The organism is Microbacterium sp. NPDC028030 (assembly GCF_040637855.1).
Lineage (GTDB): Bacteria > Actinomycetota > Actinomycetes > Actinomycetales > Microbacteriaceae > Microbacterium.
Map to the genome: position 1 here is coordinate 591,405 of NZ_JBEZXF010000002.1, position 22,006 is coordinate 613,410.

The 22,006-nt window shown below is 67.5% G+C and carries 22 protein-coding genes; 4 read left to right on the top strand and 18 right to left on the bottom strand.

Annotated features, from left to right (window positions below; all coding sequences use genetic code 11):
* Positions 1 to 21 precede the first annotated feature (21 nt).
* Together AB0E56_RS11715 and glgB are read left to right on the top strand one after the other, a co-directional pair.
* Positions 22 to 2,094 (top strand): alpha-1,4-glucan--maltose-1-phosphate maltosyltransferase, encoded by a 2,073-nt coding sequence (locus tag AB0E56_RS11715; RefSeq protein ID WP_359799103.1) that lies wholly within the window; start codon positions 22 to 24, stop codon positions 2,092 to 2,094.
* On the top strand, positions 2,091 to 4,295 hold the full coding sequence (gene glgB, locus AB0E56_RS11720; RefSeq protein ID WP_359799104.1) for a 1,4-alpha-glucan branching protein GlgB: 2,205 nt from the start codon (positions 2,091 to 2,093) through the stop codon (positions 4,293 to 4,295). The genes AB0E56_RS11715 and glgB overlap by 4 nt, the downstream gene beginning before the upstream one ends.
* A gap of 29 nt (positions 4,296 to 4,324) precedes the next feature.
* Here glgB and AB0E56_RS11725 read toward each other — a convergent pair whose 3' ends face one another.
* Positions 4,325 to 5,248 (bottom strand): tetratricopeptide repeat protein, encoded by a 924-nt coding sequence (locus tag AB0E56_RS11725; protein WP_359799106.1) that lies wholly within the window; start codon positions 5,246 to 5,248, stop codon positions 4,325 to 4,327.
* Positions 5,245 to 7,185: a glycosyl transferase gene (locus tag AB0E56_RS11730; protein WP_359799108.1), complete on the bottom strand. Its 1,941-nt coding sequence runs from the start codon at positions 7,183 to 7,185 to the stop codon at positions 5,245 to 5,247. The genes AB0E56_RS11725 and AB0E56_RS11730 overlap by 4 nt, the downstream gene beginning before the upstream one ends.
* Before the next feature lie 180 nt (positions 7,186 to 7,365).
* On the opposite strand from AB0E56_RS11730, the gene AB0E56_RS11735 reads away from it, so the two are divergent.
* Entirely contained in the window at positions 7,366 to 8,427 is a 1,062-nt protein-coding gene (locus tag AB0E56_RS11735; protein WP_359799109.1) for an AI-2E family transporter, read from the top strand.
* Positions 8,428 to 8,439: 12 nt separating this feature from the next.
* Here the strand turns inward: AB0E56_RS11735 and AB0E56_RS11740 are convergent, their stop codons facing one another.
* The 9 genes from AB0E56_RS11740 to rpsB all read right to left on the bottom strand — a co-directional run bounded on the left by AB0E56_RS11740 (position 8,440) and on the right by rpsB (position 15,164).
* Complete coding sequence (locus AB0E56_RS11740) at positions 8,440 to 9,156, bottom strand: alpha/beta hydrolase (protein ID WP_359800058.1); 717 nt, start codon at positions 9,154 to 9,156, stop codon at positions 8,440 to 8,442.
* A gap of 2 nt (positions 9,157 to 9,158) precedes the next feature.
* On the bottom strand, positions 9,159 to 9,446 hold the full coding sequence (locus AB0E56_RS11745) for a hypothetical protein (protein ID WP_359799111.1): 288 nt from the start codon (positions 9,444 to 9,446) through the stop codon (positions 9,159 to 9,161).
* Between the two features lie 9 nt (positions 9,447 to 9,455).
* Entirely contained in the window at positions 9,456 to 10,127 is a 672-nt protein-coding gene (locus AB0E56_RS11750) for a transglycosylase SLT domain-containing protein (RefSeq protein WP_359799113.1), read from the bottom strand.
* A 66-nt stretch (positions 10,128 to 10,193) separates the two neighbouring features.
* Positions 10,194 to 10,772, bottom strand: coding sequence for a DivIVA domain-containing protein (locus AB0E56_RS11755; protein ID WP_359799115.1), 579 nt, complete (start codon positions 10,770 to 10,772; stop codon positions 10,194 to 10,196).
* On the bottom strand, positions 10,772 to 11,914 hold the full coding sequence (locus AB0E56_RS11760) for a phosphatidate cytidylyltransferase (protein WP_359799116.1): 1,143 nt from the start codon (positions 11,912 to 11,914) through the stop codon (positions 10,772 to 10,774). Before AB0E56_RS11760 ends, AB0E56_RS11755 begins: the two co-directional genes overlap by 1 nt.
* A 5-nt stretch (positions 11,915 to 11,919) precedes the next feature.
* Positions 11,920 to 12,474 carry a ribosome recycling factor gene (frr, locus tag AB0E56_RS11765; protein WP_359799117.1) on the bottom strand — a complete coding sequence of 185 codons (555 nt, stop codon included), beginning with the start codon at positions 12,472 to 12,474 and terminating at the stop codon, positions 11,920 to 11,922.
* Between the two features lie 68 nt (positions 12,475 to 12,542).
* Entirely contained in the window at positions 12,543 to 13,259 is a 717-nt protein-coding gene (pyrH, locus tag AB0E56_RS11770) for a UMP kinase (protein ID WP_017830711.1), read from the bottom strand.
* A gap of 92 nt (positions 13,260 to 13,351) precedes the next feature.
* Positions 13,352 to 14,179: a translation elongation factor Ts gene (gene tsf, locus AB0E56_RS11775; RefSeq protein ID WP_359799120.1), complete on the bottom strand. Its 828-nt coding sequence runs from the start codon at positions 14,177 to 14,179 to the stop codon at positions 13,352 to 13,354.
* 43 nt (positions 14,180 to 14,222) lie between these two features.
* Entirely contained in the window at positions 14,223 to 15,164 is a 942-nt protein-coding gene (gene rpsB / locus AB0E56_RS11780; protein WP_359799122.1) for a 30S ribosomal protein S2, read from the bottom strand.
* Positions 15,165 to 15,471: 307 nt separating this feature from the next.
* Between rpsB and AB0E56_RS11785 the strand changes: the two genes are divergently transcribed.
* Complete coding sequence (locus tag AB0E56_RS11785; RefSeq protein WP_359799124.1) at positions 15,472 to 15,987, top strand: M23 family metallopeptidase; 516 nt, start codon at positions 15,472 to 15,474, stop codon at positions 15,985 to 15,987.
* A gap of 21 nt (positions 15,988 to 16,008) precedes the next feature.
* Here AB0E56_RS11785 and AB0E56_RS11790 read toward each other — a convergent pair whose 3' ends face one another.
* The 7 genes from AB0E56_RS11790 to lepB form a co-directional block, all read right to left on the bottom strand.
* Positions 16,009 to 16,911: a tyrosine recombinase XerC gene (locus AB0E56_RS11790; RefSeq protein ID WP_359799126.1), complete on the bottom strand. Its 903-nt coding sequence runs from the start codon at positions 16,909 to 16,911 to the stop codon at positions 16,009 to 16,011.
* A gap of 70 nt (positions 16,912 to 16,981) precedes the next feature.
* Positions 16,982 to 18,178: a DNA-processing protein DprA gene (gene dprA / locus AB0E56_RS11795; RefSeq protein WP_359799128.1), complete on the bottom strand. Its 1,197-nt coding sequence runs from the start codon at positions 18,176 to 18,178 to the stop codon at positions 16,982 to 16,984.
* Positions 18,175 to 19,698, bottom strand: a complete 1,524-nt coding sequence (locus tag AB0E56_RS11800; protein ID WP_359799130.1) for a YifB family Mg chelatase-like AAA ATPase — start codon at positions 19,696 to 19,698, stop codon at positions 18,175 to 18,177. The genes dprA and AB0E56_RS11800 overlap by 4 nt, the downstream gene beginning before the upstream one ends.
* On the bottom strand, positions 19,695 to 20,057 hold the full coding sequence (locus AB0E56_RS11805; RefSeq protein WP_359799131.1) for a YraN family protein: 363 nt from the start codon (positions 20,055 to 20,057) through the stop codon (positions 19,695 to 19,697). The genes AB0E56_RS11800 and AB0E56_RS11805 overlap by 4 nt, the downstream gene beginning before the upstream one ends.
* 127 nt (positions 20,058 to 20,184) lie before the next feature.
* Entirely contained in the window at positions 20,185 to 20,511 is a 327-nt protein-coding gene (locus AB0E56_RS11810) for a DUF2469 family protein (protein WP_017204525.1), read from the bottom strand.
* Between the two features lie 59 nt (positions 20,512 to 20,570).
* Positions 20,571 to 21,230 carry a ribonuclease HII gene (locus AB0E56_RS11815; protein WP_359799132.1) on the bottom strand — a complete coding sequence of 220 codons (660 nt, stop codon included), beginning with the start codon at positions 21,228 to 21,230 and terminating at the stop codon, positions 20,571 to 20,573.
* Complete coding sequence (gene lepB / locus AB0E56_RS11820) at positions 21,227 to 21,952, bottom strand: signal peptidase I (RefSeq protein WP_359799134.1); 726 nt, start codon at positions 21,950 to 21,952, stop codon at positions 21,227 to 21,229. Before lepB ends, AB0E56_RS11815 begins: the two co-directional genes overlap by 4 nt.
* Positions 21,953 to 22,006: the final 54 nt, after the last annotated feature.

The following is a 22,006-nucleotide window of genomic DNA, read 5'->3' on the forward strand; positions in this document are numbered from 1 at the left end:
TCCGCGCGGTACATTCGGGATGTGCCTGCACGTGCTGGAACTCGGTCCACGACTCTCCGGAGTCCCTCTCAGATCCCGCCGCGCGCTGCGGATGACGCCGATACGCCCGGTCCACTGCGGACGACGCGCATACCCCTCCTGCAGCCTTCGCCCGCGGTTCCCGGCGGGTTCACCCCGAAGGCCTTCGTCGGCGAGGTCGTCCCGTTCAGCGTGACCTCCTTCCGCGAGGGGCACGACATCATCGGTGTGCACGTCCGGCTCACGTCGCCGTCCGGGGAAGAGACTCTTCATCGACTCTCGCCGCGTGACGACGGCACCGACACCTGGTCGACGAACATCGCGCTCGACGAGCAGGGCGCGTGGAGCTTCCGGTTCGAGGCCTTCTCGGATGACTTCGCGACCTGGGCACACGCCGCCGAGCTCAAGGTCGGAGCGGCGGTCGACGTGCCCGTCATGGCGGCACTCGGCGCCGACCTGCTCGCGCGCGCTGCCGCCGAGCGGGATCGTCCCGCGGCACAACGGAAGCACTTGGGCGACGTCGCGCTGGCGTTGCGCAGCGGCGATGCCGACACGACGCTCGCCGTCTCGACGGATGCGCGACTCGTGCAGATCTTCCGCGAACGTCCTGTGACGAGCCTGCGCTCGGCCTCCCCCGATCAGACGGTGAACGTGGATCGCCTCGCGGCGGGCACGGGCGCCTGGTACGAGTTCTTCCCGCGGTCGGAAGGCGCCCGCCGCCTGAAAGACGGCACTGTGAAGAGCGGCACCTTCCGCACGGCGATGAAGCGCCTCCCCGAGGTCGCGGCGATGGGGTTCGACGTCGTCTACCTGGTGCCCGTCCACCCGATCGGCACGACCCATCGCAAGGGGCGCAATAACACTCTGGTCGCCGAACCCGGTGACCCCGGCTCCCCGTACGCGATCGGATCCGCAGCGGGCGGTCACGATGCGATACACCCCGACCTTGGCACGCCGGCGGACTTCCGCGCCTTCGTCCGTGCAGCGCGGAAGGAGGGGCTCGAGGTCGCCCTGGATCTCGCGCTCCAGGCGTCCCCGGACCACCCGTGGGTCAGCGCACATCCCGAATGGTTCACGACGCTCCCCGACGGCACGATCGCGTTCGCGGAGAACCCCCCGAAGAAGTACCAGGACATCTACCCCCTGAACTTCGACAACGACCCGGAGGGGATCGCCGCGGAGATGCTGCGGATCGTGCAGCACTGGGTCGGACAGGGGGTGAAGATCTTCCGCGTCGACAACCCGCACACCAAGCCTCTGCAGTTCTGGGAATGGCTCATCGCCGAGGTGAACGCGGCCGATCCCGACGTGATCTTCCTCGCCGAGGCCTTCACCCGACCAGCCGTGATGCGTGCGCTCGCTGCCGTGGGCTTCCAGCAGAGCTACAGCTACTTCACCTGGCGCAACACCAAAGCAGAGCTCGAAGAGTTCCTCACCTCCGTGTCGCACGAGACAGCCGACTACATGCGTCCGAACCTCTTCGTGAACACGCACGACATCCTGACCGAATACCTGCAGTTCGGTGGAAGGGCCGCGTATCGCATCCGTGCCTGCATCGCGGCGACGGCCGGCCCGGTGTACGGCGTGTACGCCGGCTACGAGCTGTTCGAGAACGTGGCGCGTCCCGGCTCCGAAGAGAACATCGACAACGAGAAGTACGAGTACAAGTTCCGCGATTGGAACGGCGCAGAAGCGAGGGGCGAGTCCCTCGCGCCGTTGCTCCGCCGTCTCAATGAGATCAGGCGGGACCACCCGGCGCTGCGGCAGCTCCGTACCTTCTCGACGCACTGGAGCGACGACGACGCCGTGCTCGTGTACAGCAAGCACCTCGATGCGCCCTTCACCGGGACCGGGCGCGCGGACACGATCATCGTGGTGGCCAACGTCGATCCGCACTCCGTGCGCGAGACGACCGTCCACCTCGACACCACCCGATGGGGTGTGCCGCTCGGCGAGCGGTTCGAGGTGGAGGATCTCCTCACCGGCGCGGTGTGGACCTGGAGCGACCACAACTACGTGCGACTCGACGCCTTCGCCGAGCCCGTGCACATCCTGAAGGTGAGGGAGCGATCATGAGCTATGCGGAAGACGTCGCGGCATCCACCGAGTGGGAGGCGATCGCCGCGGGGACACACCACGACCCGCACTCCGTTCTCGGTGCACACGCCCGCAAGGACGCCGCCGACCGCACGGTCACGGTGATCCGCGTACGACGCCCGCTCGCCGAAAGAGTGGCTGCGGTGTTCGGCGACGGCAGCAGGCTCGAGCTCGCGCACGTCGCGCACGGGATCTGGGAGGCGCAGCATGTCGGTCCCCCGCTGCCCTACCGGGTCGCGACCAAGTACGCGGATCACGAGGAGACGCTCTCGGGCGACCCCTACCGTCATCGCCCCACGCTGGGCGACCTCGACCTGCACCTGATCGCGGAAGGAAGACACGAGCGGCTCTGGGAGGCTCTGGGAGCACACCCGCGAACGCTCGACGGCGAGCAGGGCACCTCGTTCGCGGTCTGGGCGCCCGACGCCACCGCGGTCCGCGTCGTCGGCGACCATGACGACTGGAGCGGCGAGGCGCACGCGATGCGCTCGATGGGAGTGAGCGGCGTCTGGGAGTTGTTCATCCCCGAGCTCCCGATCGGCACGCGGTACAAGTATCAGATCCGCACGCGCGACGGAGCGTGGATCCTCAAGGCCGACCCCATGGCGCACGCCGCCGAGGTACCGCCGAACACGGCATCCGTGGTGACCGCATCGTCGTACGCCTGGTCGGACGGGGCATGGATGACCCGCCGCGCGGCGACGCACGCCGTCGCCCAGCCCCTGTCGGTCTACGAGGTCCACGTCGGGTCATGGCGCGAGGGACTCGGCTATCGGGAACTCGCCACGCCGCTGATCCAGCACGTGACGGAGGCAGGATTCACGCACGTGGAGTTCATGCCCCTGGCCGAGCACCCGTTCGGCGGATCCTGGGGCTATCAGGTCAGCGGGTACTACGCTCCCACCAGCCGCTTCGGCTCCCCGGACGATCTGCGTTACCTGATCGATCGCCTCCATCAGGCCGGCATCGGCGTGATCATGGACTGGGTGCCGGGACACTTCCCCAAGGACGCCTTCGCGCTGGCCCGCTTCGACGGCCAGGCATTGTACGAGCATCCGGATCCCCGCCGCGGCGAGCATCAGGACTGGGGAACGCTCATCTTCGACTATGGGCGACCGGAGGTCCGGGGCTTCCTCGTCGCCAACGCCCTCTACTGGCTCGAGGAGTTCCATGTCGACGGGCTGCGCGTCGACGCCGTCGCCTCGATGCTCTACCTCGACTACTCCAGGGCCGCCGGCGAGTGGGAGCCGAACATCCACGGCGGCCGCGAGAACCTCGAGGCGATCCGCTTCCTGCAGGAGGTCAACGCCACCGCGTACCGACTGCACCCGGGCATCATGATGATCGCGGAGGAGTCGACGAGCTTCCCCGGGGTCACCGCACCCACCGACCACGCCGGTCTCGGCTTCGGGTTCAAGTGGAACATGGGCTGGATGAACGACTCGCTCCAGTACATCGCGCGCGACCCGATGTACCGTTCGCATCATGAGGGCGAGATGACCTTCTCGTTCGTCTACGCATTCGGCGAGAACTACCTGCTTCCCATCAGCCACGACGAGGTCGTGCACGGAAAGGGAAGCCTGCTCGCGAAGATGCCGGGCGATCACTGGCACAAGCTCGCGAACACACGTGCGTACCTCGCGTACATGTGGGGACACCCGGGAAAGAAGCTCCTGTTCATGGGCCAGGAGTTCGGTCAGCTCGCCGAGTGGTCGGAGGCGCGCCAACTGGACTGGTGGCTGCTCGACCAGCCGTCGCACGCACAGCTTCAGGACTTCGTCGGCGCGTTGAACCGCACCTATCGCTCCCAGGCGCCGCTCTGGGAGCGCGACAACGAGGCCTCGTCCTTCAGTCGGCTCGGCGCACCGACCTGGGATCCGTCCGTGATCGCCTTCGAGCGACGGGACGCGCACGGAGGTCGACTCGTCGTCGTCAGCAACTTCGCCGGCACGGAGCTGACGGCACACCCGCTCGAGCTCCCCCGCGAGGGCGTCTGGCAGGAAGTGCTCAACACCGACGCTGCCGAATACGGGGGCCGCGGGTCAGGGAACCTCGGCATGGTCTACGCCGGGGCCGCAGACGGCGGGCGTCCGACGGCCACCATCACGCTGCCCGCCCTGACGACGCTGTGGCTGCGCCACCAGTCGGACCCGCACGTGCCGACCGTGAATCACGGCTGAGGCCCCTCTTCCACGCCGCACGACGCGGTCTAGAACAGCAGCGACGACAATCGGTTGCGGGCGGACACCACGCGCGGATCGGCGGCGCCGACGAGCCCGAACAACTCGATCAGCCGTTCACGCACGGGCGTGCGCTCATCAGACGGCAGCTGCGCGAACAGGTCGAGCAGACGGGCGAAGGCGTCTTCCACATGTCCACCCGAGAGGTCGAGGTCGGCCACATCGAACTGCGCCTGCACGTCGAGGGGTGCCGCAGCCGCCGCATCGCGCGCGGCCTGGAGGTCGAGACCCTGGACGCGGTCGAGCAGACGCACCTGACCGAGGCCGGCGCGAGCATCCTCGTCCCGCGGGTTCTCGGCGAGAGCCTTCTCGTACGCGCGGATCGCGGCCGCGTAGTCGCCGGTCTCGATCGCTGCGAACGCCTCTGCATGCAGCGGCGGCAGCTCGGGCTCGGCGGGAGCGGCCGGAGCTTCACCCTGCTCCGCGACGGACAGCGAACCGGTGACGCCGTTCTGCGCAGCCACCTGGAGCAGCTGGGCGAACACGTCGCGTACCTGCTGCTCCGGCACCGCACCCGTGAACATCGGCACGGGCTGGCCTGCGATGAGCGCCACGACCATCGGGATGGACTGCGCGCGGAAGCTCTGCGCGAGCTGCGGGTTCGCGTCGACGTCGACCTTGGCGAGCAGGACGCGCCCCTGGAGCTCGCGCGTCACCTTCTCGATGATGGGGCTGAGCTGCTTGCACGGCCCGCACCATTCGGCCCAGAGGTCCACGACGACCGGCACGGTGCGGGAGAGCTCGAGGATCTGACCGAACGTCTCGTCGGTCGCATCCACCACGACGTCCACGACACTCGGCGCCGGGGAGGACTCGGCCGAGGACGCCGGACGATTGCGCAGGCTTGACAGGTCGACCGCGCCGCGCAGCGCAGAGGGGGAGATTTCACTCATTTGATCACCTTCACCGAGAGGAGGTCCTGGTGCACAGCCAGGAGCCTGATCTGCTCCGTCGATCCCTGTGCGGGGACCGAGAAGAAGAGCTGGAATTCGTAGGTCGTCTCGACGCCCTTGGCCGACTCGGTCGCACCCGTCAGAGCCTTGGCCTGCGCGTTGTCCCCGAACCGGATCACCACATCCGACCCGGTCGGCGTCACCGTCTCGGTGTCGGTCATCGAGATCGCCACGATCGCGCCGCTGTCCAGGGTCGTCATGGAGATCGGCTCGGCCGTCGTCGGAGCCATGTCGAACGCGGCCTTGGAGGTCTTGGACGCGCCCTTGTCCGCGAGCCCCTGCACGACGGCCTGGCGACTGTCCTTGATGGATTGCGCGAGGTTGAGCGAGAGGTCGTCGAACAGACCGTAGAACTCGCTCGACTCCCCCGTGTCGACGACATCGGCGAAAGCGGGAGCGAGCTCTGCCGGGGGAACCGTCAGGAAGGCGGAATCCGAGGGCACGAGAGATGTCCCGAGCCAGGCGGCGGCCACATCGGGGAACACGGCATCCGCCGACATCTCCGCCATGTTGCTGACCTTGTAGTTCGACCACGGATCAGCCTGGGTCATCATGAGCAGCACAGGGGGAACGGTGTCGTCGCCCGTGCTCTTCGAGAGCATGAGCACGGTCCGCGGCCAGCGATCGGTCGCTTCTGGCAGCACGACCTCGAAGTCGTCCGTCGGAATCGCCGAGGGGGGAGCCGTGTCCGGCAGCTTGGTGCGGAGCGCATACTCGGTGGTTCGCGCCGCGAGCGCCGGGCCGTCCAGTCGCGTCGCCGCAAGGTCGGCGTCGAGAGCGGTGTCGGCCTCGATCAGAGTGTCGGACACCGTCTGGAGGATGCGCTTTGCCTGCGCTTCCGTGACGGCAGGCGGCTTCTGATTCTCCGGCGCGATCACCGTGGGACTGGGCGAAGGAGATGCCGAGACGTCGCCCAACTGGGGCCACGATTCGGCGGAGCAGCCCGCGGCGAGGAGAGCCGTGAGGCCGAGCGCGGGAATCACGAGCAGTCTGCGGCGCTGGGCCGGCCGTACTGCACGCATGGCGTTCTTCGAATCGGACCCCTTGGCGTCGTCCACGATCTCCGCGTCCTCGATCTCGGTGTCTCGCGCTCGATCGCGCTCGGCAGGAGCCGGCGCCTCGGGCTTCTCGTCCGGGGCCTCGATCGCCGCCCGCTCTTCCGGCGGGAGCACGGCCACGTCGATGGGCTCGGTCACCGGAAGCGGGCCGGGGCCCTTGCGGCGGGGACCACGTCCGCGGCGCTGATGGCGGATCGCGAGGACGTACAGGATGAGACCGATGAGCAGCACGATCCCACCGCCGACCATGAGCGGCCCTGCCCACGGAGTGCTGTTGTCCAGCGGCCAGGACACCACGATGTCGTCGGGCGCGTCCTGGGTTCCGTCATAGGCGATCAGCATGCTGGTCCCCTCGGGGAGCTGCATGTTGTCTGCGACGAGGCGGTTCTCCTTGTCGAAGGAGTCCAGCCACAGATCCGAGCCTCGAGGATCGCGTCCAGCGGCCTCATCCGTCGGTGTATCGCCGTCACCGCCCTCGGCCTGATCCGAGGACTCCTGCGCCGGGACGTGCTCGACGACGAACTCTCCGTCGTCATCGACGGTCACGTGGTTGTAGTCGGAGTCGGCGAGCCACGCTTCCATGTCTGCGGTGCGTCCGTAGCTGCCGAAGACGTCGCCCTCACCGCGGACGATGAGCGTCTGCGCGCCCGGGTTCGTCCTGAGCACGTCGCCGTCCAGGAGGACGAAAGGCGCCGGTTCATCGATCTCGACTTGCGTCTGCTGCGAATCGGGCCCGATGAACAGGGTGCGCTGGGCGATCCCGGCTCCGATGAGCACCGCAGCCAGCACGAAGGCCACCACGGCCCATACGAAACGCACGAATAGTCTCCTCACGCATCACGGACATCCACCCGCGACGCAACACTCGACATTTCAGACTAGCGAAATCACCTGTGTGTTGCCCACAAGCAGATGCAGTGCGGGCAGGATCGGCACGTCGCCCGTCTGGCGGTGGGGCACCTCGATACCCTTGCTGAATCCGTTTCAAGGAGCCGACAGATGAAGATCCACAGTCCCTTCCGCACTGCCCTGGTGGCGACTCTCGGCGTGGGATTGGGCATCCTGCTCATCAGCAGTGTGCAGACACTGTCGAGCGTCCTGCTCTACGTCGGCACAGCGCTGTTCCTGAGTCTGGGACTCGACCCCCTCGTCTCCTTCCTCGAACGTCGCAGACTCCCCCGCTGGCTGGCCGTGCTGGTCACGATCCTCGCGGTCCTCGCGGTGTTCGGAGGGATCGTGCTGATCATCCTCCCGGTGCTCGTCGATCAGATCTCGCAGTTGATCGCACAGATCTCGGCGATCGTGTCTCGAGGGAACCTCATCCCCGATCTCAAGGAATGGATGCAGGACACCTTCCCTAACCTGCAGGTGGACGTTGTCTTCACCTCCGTCACCGACTGGTTGACGATCAACCTCGCAGACATCGGCGGATCCATCGGCCAGGGAGTCCTCGTCGCCAGCGGAGCCCTGCTCAGCGGACTGTTCGGGGCGTTCATCGTCCTCATCCTGACGATCTACCTCACAGCCTCCACCCCGTCGCTCAAGCGGGCCGTGTACCAGCTGGCGCCGGCGTCGAAACGCGACCGCTTCATCGACCTGTCGGAGCAGATCACCGACTCCGTGGGCTACTACGTCATGGGCCAGGTCACCCAGGGCGTGATCAACGGCGTGCTCAGCGCGATCTACCTCACGATCATCGATGCCCCGTTCCCGGCGGTCCTGGCGATCATCGCGTTCTTCTTCTCGCTGATCCCGCTCGTCGGCACCCTCACCGGATCGACGATCATCGTCCTGGTGTGCCTGATCCCGGGTCTGGGTTCTCCCGGGATCGCGATCGCCGCAGCCATCTACTACCTGATCTACATGCAGATCGAGGCGTACGTGATCTCCCCGCGCATCATGAGTCGGGCCGTCGCCGTGCCCGGCGCCGTCGTCGTCGTCGCGGCTCTCGCCGGCGGAAGCCTGCTCGGACTCCTGGGCGCGCTCATCGCGATCCCCGTGGCAGCGAGCATCCTGATCCTCTACCGCCAGGTGCTCATCCCCCGCATGAACGAGTTGTGAACCGGGAACTGCTCAATCGACCGGCGGCCAGTACGTGGCCAGGGGCAGCGCCGAGGGGTTGACCGCCGCGACGATCTCGGTGAGCACCCGCCGCGTCTGCGACTCCCCCACCCACAGGTGCTTGCCACCTTCCACCGCGATCAACTGCGCGTGCGGGATGGATGCGAATCGCCGACGCGCTTCGTCGGGGCGGAGGTAGTCGTCCAGTTCAGGGATGAGCACGACGACCGGCACGTCACTGTCCGCCCATGCGGCGACCTCGGCTTCGGTCGCCCGGTGCAACGGCGGGGACAGGAGGATGATGCCCTCGATGGCGTGCTCCCGGCCGTACTTCAGCGCAAGCTCCGTGCCGAACGACCACCCCAGCAACCAGGGGCGCGGAAGAGCGCGCTCCGCCACGAAGTCCATCGCCGCAGCGACATCGAACCTCTCCGCAGCGCCACCGTCGAACGCTCCGTCGCTCGTACCGCGCGGAGACGTCGTCCCCCGGGTGTTGAACCTCAGGACCGCCAGGTCAGCGAGCGCAGGCAGCCGGGCTGCCGCCTTGCGGATGATGTGCGAGTCCATGAACCCGCCCGCCGTCGGGAGCGGGTGCAGGGTCACCAGCGTCGCAGCGGGAGCCGTGCCTTCCGGCAGAGCGAGTTCCCCGACCAGGGTGAGACCATCCGCCGTGACCAGCTCGATGTCCTCGCGCACTGCCGGGAGCTCCAGCGGTCCTCGGATCTCCATGCTCACGCCATCCTCCAACAGTGTGTGTGCCAGTGCCGTCGAGCGGCGAGGTCCGCCGCATCACCCAACACCCCGTCAGCCCGCCACGCCACGAGGTGAGCCGTGCCTGCCTCGATGTGCCGCCCGCACCCCGGACACAGATAGTCCTTCTGCGCCTGCGCAGCGGAGACGGGCTGCACCGTCCACTCAGTGCCGCGTCGAGTCTCGGATCGCTTCCATCCCGCGAGCAGTCGGTCGAACGAGTCGTCGGCGTCAGGGCGCGCCGGAGGCCGTCTGCGGGAGCGTGGCATCGCGCCTGCTCACCACCAGTGGTTGTTGGTCCAGAAGTTGTACGCGCCGGCCCAGCTGCCGTACCGACCCGTGGCGTACCCCGTGGCCCACCGCAGGTTGTCGACGGGGTTGTACCCGTTGCCGGGCACCTTGCTGCACGGCAACGCCTGCACGAGCCCGCAGGCGCCGGACGACGAGTTCGTCGCGTTCGGGTTCCACCCGCTCTCGCGCGACACGATGTAGTCGACGTACTGCCAGTCGCTCTGCGCGATACCCGCCGCGGCCATCCACTCCGCGGGTGCTCCCCCGCCGGAGTACGGCGGCAGCGACGAACCGCCGGACGAGCCGCTCTTCGAACTCGACGCCACCGTCGGCGCGGGCTTCGGCTTGGGCTTCGGCTTGACGTACACCTCGAAGGTTCCGCGCTCGACCGGGGTGATGGCCGCCCCGCTCACGGTGACCGTGAGGTTCTGCGTGTCGGCGAGGGCCAGCGAATAAGCGGAATCGGGAGCATCCGCCTGCACGGGCTCCGCGAGTGCCACTCCCGTCGGTGCGACGAGCGCGCCTGCGAATCCGACGACGGCTAGGGCGCTGAACACACTGACGACTCCGCGGCGGCGTGACCACCGACGGGCATCGGAGCGCGCCGAACCGACCTTCGCTGCGGGCACCGGCGAAGAGACGCTTCTTTCGAGATTCATGTCGTTTCGGGAGTTCACGATGAGGGACAGTCTACGCAAAGTCAGCTGGATCGACCATCAGGAAGCTCAACGCACAGCGAGAATGACCTCGATGGTGGCGTCCAAGAGCGCGTCGACCTGCTCCTCGCGGTACCCGCCGCGCTGCATCCTGAACGCCGCAGAGCGAAGTTGTTCCGCACTCAGCGCATCGCCGTCGCGGAGGTAGCGCACGATCCGCGTCGACACATGGTCGACTTCATCCATGCGATAGCCGAAGGTGAGGACGCCGGTTCGAGCGAAACGGTGCCGCTGTGGCCGAGCAAGATGATCGAGGATGACCTGCGCGTCCACTCGCGCCTGCTCGACCCAGGCACCCGCTCCCCGAGTACGCACCACGCGCTCTCGCTCCCGCGCTGCGAAGGCGTCTTCCACCCGCCCGAGAGCCGCATCCACGTCGGCGACGACGTAGCCTCCCTTGACGAGCGGGAACGACGCCGTGCGTACATCTTCAGCACCGAGTTCGTCGTTCCCGGCTTCGAAAGCTCTCCGCGCGGAGGCGAGGAACGCGTCCACCGCCGCGCGGTGATATCCCCGCTCACGTCCCGACGTCAGCGCGAACGCCGGTGGCGTCTGCGTCGCGGGCTCCACGAGTCGATCATCGGTCATCACAGCACCACCCAGGGAGAGAGGAGGAAGTAGAGGCAGAGCGCAGGGATCGTGGAGGGAAGGATGCTGTCGAGCCGGTCGAGAAGACCGCCGTGCCCCGGCAACCACGAGCTCATGTCCTTGATGCCGAGATCGCGCTTGAGCATCGACTCGCCGAGGTCGCCGAGCGTCGCCGACAGCAGGATGGAGGCGCCGAAGATCAGACCCGCCCACCAGGGGAGCTCGAGGAGGAAGATGGCCAGGAGCACGCCCGCGACGAGTGAGGCGACCACGGCACCACCGAAGCCTTCCCACGTCTTCTTGGGACTGATCTTCGGAGCCATCGGATGCCTGCCGAAAGCGAGTCCCGCTGCATAGGCGCCCGTGTCTGCTGCGACCGCGATGGCGATGAAGCTGAGCACCCACCACTGACCGCCCTCCTGCTCGAGGAGGATCAGTGCGACACCCGCGAGGAACGGCACGTAGACCTGCACGAAACCGCTGATGACGGCGTCAGCGAGCACATCGCCGTAGGTGCGACCGTCTTTGGCGACCATCTGAGCGATGAGGCGCCACACGATCACGAAGGCGACTGCGACGAACAACATCACCCAGGAGAGCCACGGCTCCGCGAAGTACGCGGAGAGCACGAGGAAGGCGGCTGCGATGAGTTGCGGGACGACATCGACCCGTCGCCCGGACGCCCGCAGCGCCCGAGACAGTTCGTACACGCCCAGCAACGCAGCAGCGAGGGCGAACGGCACGAAGAGCGCCTTGATGAACAGCAGCGAGCCGAGCAGCGCCGCCCCGAAGGCGAGACCGATGAGGATCGCGAGAACGAGGTCTCGTCCCGTGCGCTCCTTGATCCGCTCGTTAGCCTGGTCGATCTGGTCGCGGGCATGCGAGACGTGGGTGCCCAACTCGTCCCTCGCCGCACGCCACTGCTCGCGGATCGCGTTGTGGTCGGCGGTGTCGAGAGGTCCGACGGCCACCGCCGGTGCGCCGGCGGAGGTCGGCAGAGGCGGACGCGGCGGGATGGCTTCCGCGTCGAACGACGGGAACGCCTCGTCCGCGAGCGGGACACCGTCGGGCAGCGCCTCGTCACGCGCCTCGCGACGCGTCACCGGCCTGCCGTCGTCGGCATCTCGCGTTTCGTCAGTCATCCTGACTACACCTCGAGGAGTTCGGCCTCTTTGCGCTTCAGCGCGTCGTCGATGAGGTCGACGTGCTGACGCGTCAGGCCGTCCAGCTCCTTCTCGCCGCGGGCGATCTCGTCCTCGCCGACCTCGCTCTTGAGCGCGTCGAGGTCGTCCTTGGCCTTGCGCCGGATGCCCCGGACGTGGACCTTGGCGTCCTCCGCCTTGGTCTTGACGAGCTTCACGTACTCCTTGCGCCGCTCCGCAGTCAGTTCCGGCATCGTGACGCGGACGAGGTTGCCGTCGTTCGTCGGGTTCGCGCCGAGGTTCGGCATGTCACGGATGGCCTGCTCGATCGCCTTCAGCGCCGACTTGTCGTACGGCGTGATGATGAGCGTGCGAGCCTCCTGATTGGCCAGCGAGGCGAGCTGAGCGATCGGCGTGGGGGTGCCGTAGTAGTCGACGAGCACCTTCTGGAACATCTGCGGGTTCGCACGACCGGTGCGCACCGTGGAGAAGTCCTCCTTGGCAGCTTCGACCGCCCTGTTCATGCGTGTGGTGGTTTCAGCGAGGACGTCCGCGATCACGGTGACTCCTATCGTCGGGGTGTTCTGCAAATTCTATCGGGCGAAGTGGTCTGCGCCGTGTCACACGCTCAGGCGGTGACGAGGGTGCCGATGGGCTCGCCGAGGAGCGCACGGGTGACGTTGCCTGCAGGCTCCATGCCGAAGACCCGCATGTCCATGCTGTTGTCCATGCACAGGCTGAAGGCGGTGGAGTCGACGACCTTGAGGCCACGCTGCAGGGCATCTCGATAGGTGACGCGCTCGATGCGTTCGGCGTCGGCGTGCTTGTTCGGGTCGGCGGTGTAGATCGCGTCGACGCCGTTCTTGGCCACGAGCACCTCGTCCGCGCCGATCTCGAGCGCACGCTGTGCTGCCACGGTGTCGGTGGAGAAGTACGGAAGCCCCGCGCCGGCACCGAAGATGACGACCCGACCCTTCTCGAGGTGACGCTCGGCACGACGCGGGATGTAGGGCTCGGCGACCTGCGTCATCGAGATGGCGGACTGCACGCGTGTGGCCGCTCCGGCCTGCTCGAGGAAGTCCTGCAGGGCGAGCGCGTTCATGACGGTGCCCAGCATGCCCATGTAGTCGGCCCGGCCGCGGTCCATGCCACGCTGGCTCAGCTCGGCGCCGCGGAAGAAGTTGCCGCCTCCGACGACGATGGCGACCTCGACGCGATCGACGGCCGCGGCGATGTCACGGGCGATCTGAGAGACCACGTCGGGGCTCACACCCAGCTGTCCGGCTCCGAAGGCCTCGCCGGAGAGTTTGAGAAGGACGCGGCGGCGTCCGGTGCGTTCAGTCATGGGTGGGTGTCCTCTCGTCCCGATTCAAGATAGTGCCTCGTGGGCATGAAGAAGGGGTTCGGATCTTGACGATCCGAACCCCTTCGACCTTGCTACGCGCCGACCTTGAAGCGCGCGAAGTCCGTCACGGTGATACCGGCGTCCTTCGCCACCTGGGCGACAGAGAGCTTGTTGTCCTTGGCGTAGTCCTGCTCGAGCAGGGCGACCTGCTTGATGAACGCGGACACGCGACCTTCGACGATCTTCGGCAGAGCCGCTTCCGGCTTGCCCTCGTTGCGGGAGATCTCGGTGACGATCTCGCGCTCCTTCTCGACGGCGTCGGACGGGACGTCTTCGCGGGACAGGTAGGACGGGTTCGCGAACGAGATGTGCTGCGCGATGCTGCGCGCGGTCTCGGCGTCGTCACCCGAATAGGCGACGACGACACCGATCTGCGGCGGCAGGTCCTTGCTGGTGCGGTGCAGGTAGACCTCGACCTTGTCGCCGGCGATCGTGCGCACGCGGCGCAGTTCGACCTTCTCGCCGATGATGGCGGCCTCTTCCGAGATGACCTGCTCGACGCTCTTGTCGCCGGCGGATGCGGCGAGGGCGGCGTCGACCGAGTCGGCCTTGACCGCTGCGGCGGCGTCGGCGACCTTGTCGGCCAGCGCGATGAAGCGATCGTTCTTCGCGACGAAGTCGGTCTCGCAGGCGAGTTCGATGAGCGTCACGGCACCGTCCTGCTCGCGAGCGACGATCAGTCCCTCGCTGGTGGAGCGGTCAGCGCGCTTGGCGTTGCCCTTCGCACCCTTGAGACGCAGGATCTCGGTGGCCTTCGCGACGTCTCCGTCGGCCTCCTCGAGCGCCTTCTTGGTGTCGACCATTCCCGTGCCGAGCTGCTCACGCAGCGCCTTGAGGTCAGCGATGGTGAAGTTGGCCATGTGTGGTGGCTCCTTGCTTCGTTATGTATGTGTGTACGAGGGATTACTTGGCGTCTGCAGCCTCGGTGGCGGCGACCTCAGCGGTCTCCTCACCGGAAGCGGCTGCGATCGCCTCGTCGTGAGCCTTGGCACCGGCCTCGTCGGCGGCGGTCTCGTCGGCGGCCGGCGTCTCGACGACAGCAGCTGCGTCCTCTGCGGTCACGGTCTCGGCGGCGTCAGCGGACTCCTCGACCGGGGTCTCGAGCAGCTCCTTCTCCCACTCGGCCAGCGGCTCTGCGTCGCCCGACTCCGGGTTGTGCTTCTGCTGCAGGCCCTCGGCCGCGGCGTCGGCGATGATGCGGGTGAGCAGCGAGACGGAACGGATCGCGTCGTCGTTGCCGGGGATCGGGTACTGGAAGTCGTCCGGGTCCGCGTTGGTGTCGAGGATGCCGATCACAGGGATGCCGAGCTTCTTGGCCTCGTCGATGGCGAGGTGCTCGCGCTTGGCGTCGACGACCCAGATGGCCGACGGCGTCTTCGTGAGGTTGCGGATACCACCGAGCGACTTGTGCAGCTTGTCGAGCTCGCGCTTCTTGAGAAGCAGCTCCTTCTTCGTGAAGCCGCTGTTCGCCGGGGTCTCGTAGTCGAGCTCCTCGAGCTCCTTCATACGTGCGAGACGCTTGGAGATCGTCTGGAAGTTGGTGAGGAGTCCACCGAGCCAGCGCTGGTTCACGAAAGGCTGGCCGACACGGGTGGCCTGCTCTGCGAGGATCTCCTGCGCCTGCTTCTTCGTGCCGACGAAGAGAATCGTGCCGCCGTGGGCAACCGTCTCCTTGACGAAGTCGTAGGCCTTGTCGATGTAGCCGAGCGACTGCTGGAGGTCGATGATGTGGATGCCGCTGCGCTCCGTGAGGATGAAGCGCTTGACCTTCGGGTTCCACCGACGGGTCTGGTGTCCGAAGTGCACGCCGCTGTCGAGCAGCTGGCGGATGGTGACCACAGCCATGGTCGTCTCCTGGTTCTGGCGCGAGTCTGCGCCGTTGAGGTTGTCAAGCCGATCGGGTGATCGGACTTCCTGGTGCCCGGCGCACACCCGCCTTCTCGGAGAGAAGGACCTGTGGATGTGGATGCCGCGAGTGAATCGCTGTGGGCACGCGTAGTCACCCCGATATCGAGGTGCTCCCCCAGCATACAGGATGGGCGTGGCTTCACTCCCCCTGCACCGCCCGTTGCACGCGGGTCTTCTTCCTCCGCCCCGTTCTCGGCCCGCCGTCGACGGATCGGTCGCTCCCCCGGCGCCCGAGGATGACCTCGTGCCTTCTCTCGTTCGAGTGCTGTCCACCTGTGCGATCGCCATCGTGCTGTGCTTCACCGCGCCCACCCCTGCGTCCGTCGCGGCGGCCGGGTCCGGGACGCTCCCGCGATGGGAGTGGCCGCTGGCAGGAGCGCATGTCGTCACTCAGCCCTATCGCGCCCCCGCGAGCGAGTATGGAGCAGGTCACCGTGGCATCGATCTGGGCACCTCGATCGGGGCGGAGGTGCGCGCCCCCTCCGAGGGAGTCGTGGCGTTCCGCGGCACAGTGGTGGATCGGCCTCTCCTGACCATCGCCCATGCTGGCGGACTCGTGTCGACGTACGAACCACTGGGATCGTCGCTCGAGCCCGGCGACCCCGTCGCTGCCGGCCAGTACATCGGGACCGTCGAGGTGGGCGGCCACACCTCATCGGGTTCCCTCCACGTCGGCGTGAGACGGGACGGCGTGTACATCAATCCGATGCTGCTCTTCGGCGGGGTCCCTCGGGCGGTGCTGCTCCCCTGCTGCACCTGACCTGGGGCAGACGGGCGCGCGTCACGCGCGCGGGTGGGCCAGCCGGTACGTCGCCGTCAGACGCTCTGCGGAGACATGGGTGTAGATCTGCGTGGTCCCGAGACTCGCGTGTCCGAGGATCTCCTGCACCGCTCTCAGGTCCGCACCGCCGTCGAGGAGGTGGGTCGCCGCGGTGTGTCTGAGCGCGTGGGGCCCGATCGTCTCGGCGCCGACGATCGGCGCGAGGACACGCGCGACGAGCTGATAGACCGTGCGCGGGCCGATCCGCGCCCCGCGGCTTCCCAGGATCACGGCAGGTGTGAAGCTCCTCGACCGGACGACGAGAGCCGGCCTGCCTCGGCTCAGGTACGCACTCAGTGCATCGCGCGCGGGCACACCGAAGGGGACGATGCGCTCCTTCGCGCCCTTGCCCAGCACCCGTGCCGTTGCGCGATCGAGGTCGAGGTCGTCGATGTCGAGACCGCAGAGTTCTGAGACGCGTACGCCGGAGCCGTAGAGCACCTCGAGGATCGCATGATCGCGCAGAGCGATCGGGTCTCCGTCCTCTGCCGCTGCCCGATGCGCATCGAGCAGGGTCGACATGGAGTCGCGGGAGGCGATCGTCGGCAGGGCATGCCCCTTCTTCGGGGCGATGAGCCGCAGACTCGGGTCGTGGGCGATCAGCCCCTGTTCCTGCGCCCACCGGAAGAAGGATCGTGCCGCCGCGGAACGCCGCGCGAGCGTCGATCTCGCGTCTCCCCGTTGCGTCGCACGCCACAGCCAGTCTCTGAGAGTCTCGAGGTCGATGTCTTCGAGATGCATGCCGTTCGCCGCGGCATGCAGGTCACGCAGGTCGGACCGATACGCCTTCGCGGTCGCCGGAGAGAGCCGACGCACCCTCTCGAGGTGATCGACGAACGCCTCGGCCGCGACCGTGAGATCCATGACTCCAGCTTGCCTCGCGACTGTTTCTCATCGCCGCAGCCTCGCCGCAGTGGAGGGCGGACACCCGGGGTCATTGCCCCGGGTGTGATCGGGCGCGATGCCAGCCCCCATCGTCGAGCGCCACATCTCCCTCGAGGTGCAGCAAGCCCAGGAGCGAGCGCACACGATCCGGCGACATGCCGGACCGCCGGGCGATCTCCTCGACAGAGACCCTCGATCTGGCGCCCATCACATCGAGTACGCGCGTGCGGTCCGGGTTGCTTGCCGAGTCGACCGTGTCGGAGGCCTCGACCCCTACCGGCGCCCACAGCTCTCTCACTTCACTCGCGGACGTCACGCATTGCGCGTCGTACTCACGGAGCAGTCGGTGACATCCGGCTGAGGACGAGGAGGTCACCGGTCCGGGAACGGCGCCGAGCGGACGGCCGAGCGACGCGGCGTGCCCTGCCGTGTTCAGCGAGCCGCTGCGCCAGCCGGCCTCCACGACGACCGTCGCCTGACCGAGCGCCGCGATCAGGCGGTTCCGCGCCAGGAAGCGCCACTTCGTCGGCGCAGTACCGCAGGGCGGTTCGCTGACCACCGCGCCATCGCGCGTGATCTGCTGCAAAAGCTCCTGGTGGCCGATCGGATAGGCCCGGTCGACCCCGACGGCGAGGAAGGCCACGGTCGTGCCGTGAACGCCGAGCGCCGCACGATGCGCGGCCCCGTCGATGCCGTAGGCACCTCCCGACACGATGACAGCACCAGCGGATGCGAGATCTCCCGCGAGTTCCGCTGCCACATGCTCCCCGTACCCGGTGGCGGCGCGGGCACCGACCATCGACACACGCGGCTCGCGGGAGAGGGCGTCGGCGTGACCACGCACCCATAAGGCGATCGGCGCATGAGGTCCGAGATCGTCCAGGGAGGCGGGCCACTCTTCGTCACCCGGTATCAGTAGACGAGCTCCGACCTCGTCGGCGCCGCGGATCGCCTGTCGCAGGGCGTCGCCTCGCGCCCGCGGTCGCCACCGGGCACGCCCCTCTGCGAGGACGCGCGACGCCCGTCCGGTGGCGCTCCATCCCATCGGCTGTGGACCCGTCCCCAATGCGACCGCCAACGCATCCTCGGGTCCCAGCGCCTCGATCAGCGCGCCGGCGGCTGCGTCTCCCGGCTCGGCGATCACCGTCCATGCCGTCCTCGCGAGACATTCGGCGACGGCATCACCCGGGTGGATGCGGTGAACTGCGGCCACGGTGTCCATGTCTCGCAGCGCCTCGTCGATCATCGGAGCAACCCTCCCCGCAGGTGCAGCGCGAGGCCGATCTCATCGCTCCCCGGCCTGTCGAGCCCCGCGAGGTCGGCCATCGTCCATGCCACCCTGAGCACGCGGTCGTAGCCCCGGAGGGTGAGCGCTCCACGTTCGAGAGCGCGATCCAGCGGAAAACGTGTCGCCGCGGGGAGACGCAGTTCCCCTTGGCGGAGCCATGTTCCCGGAACGTCGGCATTGCGCCGCCATGGCGTGCTCTTCCACCGCTGCGCGGCACGTGCACGAGCGGCGACCACCTGCGACCTCGCCTTCGATGTCGTCGTGCGTCCGACTCCCGCGGCCCGGGATGCGGCGACGCGATTCACCTGCAGGTCGATGTCGATGCGGTCTCGGAGCGGCCCCGAGAGACGGCCGGAATAGCGACGGATCGCCATCGGTGGGCAGGTGCACTCGGCGCCCCTGACGCCATGATTGCCGCACGGGCAGGGGTTCATGGCGAGAAGCAATTGGAAGCGCGCGGGGAAATGAGCCGTGAACCCCGCGCGGTTGACCTCGATCACACCGGCCTCGAGCGGCTGACGCAATGCGTCGAGCGCGACGCGTGAGAACTCCGCGGCTTCGTCGAGGAACAGCACACCGCAGTGGGCTCGTGCGATCGCCCCCGGTCGTGCCGCACGAGAGCCACCGCCGACCAGCGCGGCGACGGACGCACTGTGATGCGGCGCCTCCAAGGGTGGCACTCGATCGAGCGTGGCCACGTGCTCACCGCTGAGAGACTTGACCGAGGCGACCTCGAGCGCGTCCTGCTCATCGAGAGGCGGCATGATCCCGGGCAGCCTTCGGGCGAGCATCGTCTTGCCCGCTCCCGGCGGTCCACTCAAGAGGAGGTGGTGGCCTCCCGCTGCGGCGACGGTGAGCGCGTCGACGGCTTCCTCCTGCCCCACGATCTCGGACAGGTCCAGATCGGACCCTTCCCGCATCGCCACAGTCGGCGGGTGGACGGTCGCCACCTCGGGCACCTCCACGTCGGCCCCGTGCCATACGGCGACCTCGGCGAGAGACGACGCACCCCGCACTTCGATACCTTTCACCAGCTTCGCCTCCGCCTCGTTCCCCCGTGGAACGATCACCGCGTCGAAGCCCGCACGGGCGGCTGCGAACACCGCGGGGAGCACACCGGGAACCGGTCGGACCCGACCATCCAGACCCAGCTCGCCGATGTGCACCGTCGCGGCGATGGAACGAGCCGCGATCGAACCGCCGGCTGCGAGCGAAGCCACGGCGATCGCCAGGTCGAAGCCCGCTCCCTGCTTGGGCAGGCTCGCGGGCGACAGGTTCACCGTGAGCCTGCGTCGTGGCAGGTCGAGGCCCGTATTCTTGCACGCGTTGTGGACCCGCTGGACGGCCTCTCCGAGCGACTTGTCCGGCAGCCCGATGATCCTGAACTCCGGAGTCTGATTCGACAGATCGGCCTCTACCTCCACGAGATGCCCGTCGACGCCGGTGAGAGCGACTGCCCAGGTCCGCGCCGTGCTCACGCGATGTCCTCGAGATGCTCGAGCGTGCCGGTGGCCGGATCCGCGCCGATGATGCCGATGACGTCGATGCGCACGACCAGACCACGAGCGGCTTCCGGATTCTCGGCGATCCAGGCCTGGGCGAGCTTCCACAGGCGACGACGCTTTCGACGGTCGACCGCCTCGAACGGATGCCCGAAGGCCATCGACCGACGAGTCTTCACCTCCACCACAGCGAGATGTCCGCCTCGCGCCGCGATGATGTCGAGCTCGCCCTGCGCACACCGCCAGTTCCTGACGAGCACACGATATCCGCTGTCTGTCAGGTGCAATGCCGCTCGGGCTTCACCTGCCCTGCCGAGTTCATCCTTCTCTGCCATGCCTTCAGCATCATGCGGAGGGACGACGGGATCGTGAGGGCGTCAGTCGCTTGGGCGCACCCTGGGGAGAATCGAGGGAATCGAACAGATGTGGAGGGCAGCAGTCGGCCTGCTCCGGAGCCTCAGGTCACTCTCCGTCGAGGGAGAGCTCCTGCGGCAGTTCGAACTCGCGCCGCTGCAGCTCCTCGACGTTGACGTCCTTGAACGTCAACACCCGGACGGCCTTCACGAAGCGGTCGGCACGATAGATGTCCCACACCCACACGTCGCTCATCGAGATCTCGAAGTAGAAGTCGTGTTCGGTGTCGCGGCGGACGACATTGACCTCGTTCGCCAGGTAGAAGCGGCGCTCGGTCTCGACGACGTACTGGAACTGGGAGACCACGTCCCGATACTCCCGGAACAGGGCCAGCTCGAGTTCGCGGTCGTAATCGTCGAAGGCTTCCTCATCCATGATGTGTCCATCCTAGAGTCGCGCGCGGTGCGGCGCGGCATCGACGGGTGCTCGGGCCCTCAGAACAGGGTGGGAGCGTCCGTGATGGCCCAGGACGCCCGATGAAACGGCGACAGACCGTTCTGGCGGATCGCGTCGCGATGCTCGAGGCTCGCGTATCCCTTGTTCCGATTCCACTGATACGCCGGGTGGCTGTCGTGGAGCTCGGCCATATACGTGTCGCGTGCGACCTTCGCGATGACGGATGCCGCGGAAACCGAGGCGCAGTCGCGGTCGGCCTTGATCACCGGACGGACGCGCAACGGCTCGGGGTGCACCCTCGACACGTAGTCGTGGTTGCCGTCGAGCAGCACCAGGGCATCACCCAGAGCCGCACCCTGGTCGGCGATCGCCTGCACCGCTCGGGAAGCCGCGAGGCCGAGCGCCCGCATGATGCCGACCTCGTCGACCTCCTGCGCACTCGCCCACCCGACCGCGGACGCTTGCACCCATGCGGCCGCACGTGCCGCGATCTGGGGCCGACGCTTCTCCGTCACCAGTTTGGAGTCGCGGAGCCCCTCCGGGACCCGTCGACGCGCACCTGCGGCATCCATCATGGCCGCGCCGACGGCGACAGGGCCCGCCAGCGCACCCCTGCCGACCTCGTCGAGCGAGATGATCAGCTCGCACTCCCCCAGGAGTCTGCGCTCCAGGGTCAGCTTCGGCGTGATGACGGTCATTCCGCGTCCGGGACCCCGTTGAAGATGTCATGGTGCCCGTCGATGAGTCCCAGCCGGTTCAACGGCCACGTCGTGAGGAACGCCTTGCCGACAATGTTCTCCATCGGTACGAATCCGCCACTGGGAAGCTCCTGATGCGCCCGTGAATCACGCGAACGGTCGCGGTTGTCTCCGAGCAGCCACACCGAGTCCTCCGGCACGACGACGTCGAACGGCTCGTTCGACGCGGCCGTGTCACCCTCGGGGAGGTTCAGGTAACTGAGTTCGTCGATCGGCGCACCGTTGATCGTGATCTGTCCGAGCGCATTGCAGCACACGACGTGATCGCCCGGAAGACCGATCACGCGCTTGACGAGGTGGTCCTGCGAATCGGTCGCGGAGATGCCGACGAAGTTCAGCACCCAGTCGACGGCCTGGATCAGCGGAGGCTGTGGTGGCGTCTGCGGCTGGGCATCGAGCCATCCGCCCGGGTCCTTGAAGACGACGACATCGCCGCGCTCGTAGTCGGTCCAGCGCGGGGTCAGTTCATCGACGAGGATGCGGTCCTTGACGAGGAGCGTGCGCTCCATGGATGCCGACGGGATGTAGAACGAGCGGACGACGAAGGTCTTCACCACGAAGGACACCAGTGCGGCGATCACGATGATCACCAGCACGTCTCGGAGGAAGATCAGGAACCCGCGTCGTCGTCGGGAAGTACGCGCGGTCGGCGATTCAGTCATCAGGTTCCTTCTCGAGTCGTACACCGCTCTGGCGCGACCGTATCAAGGGTCGCA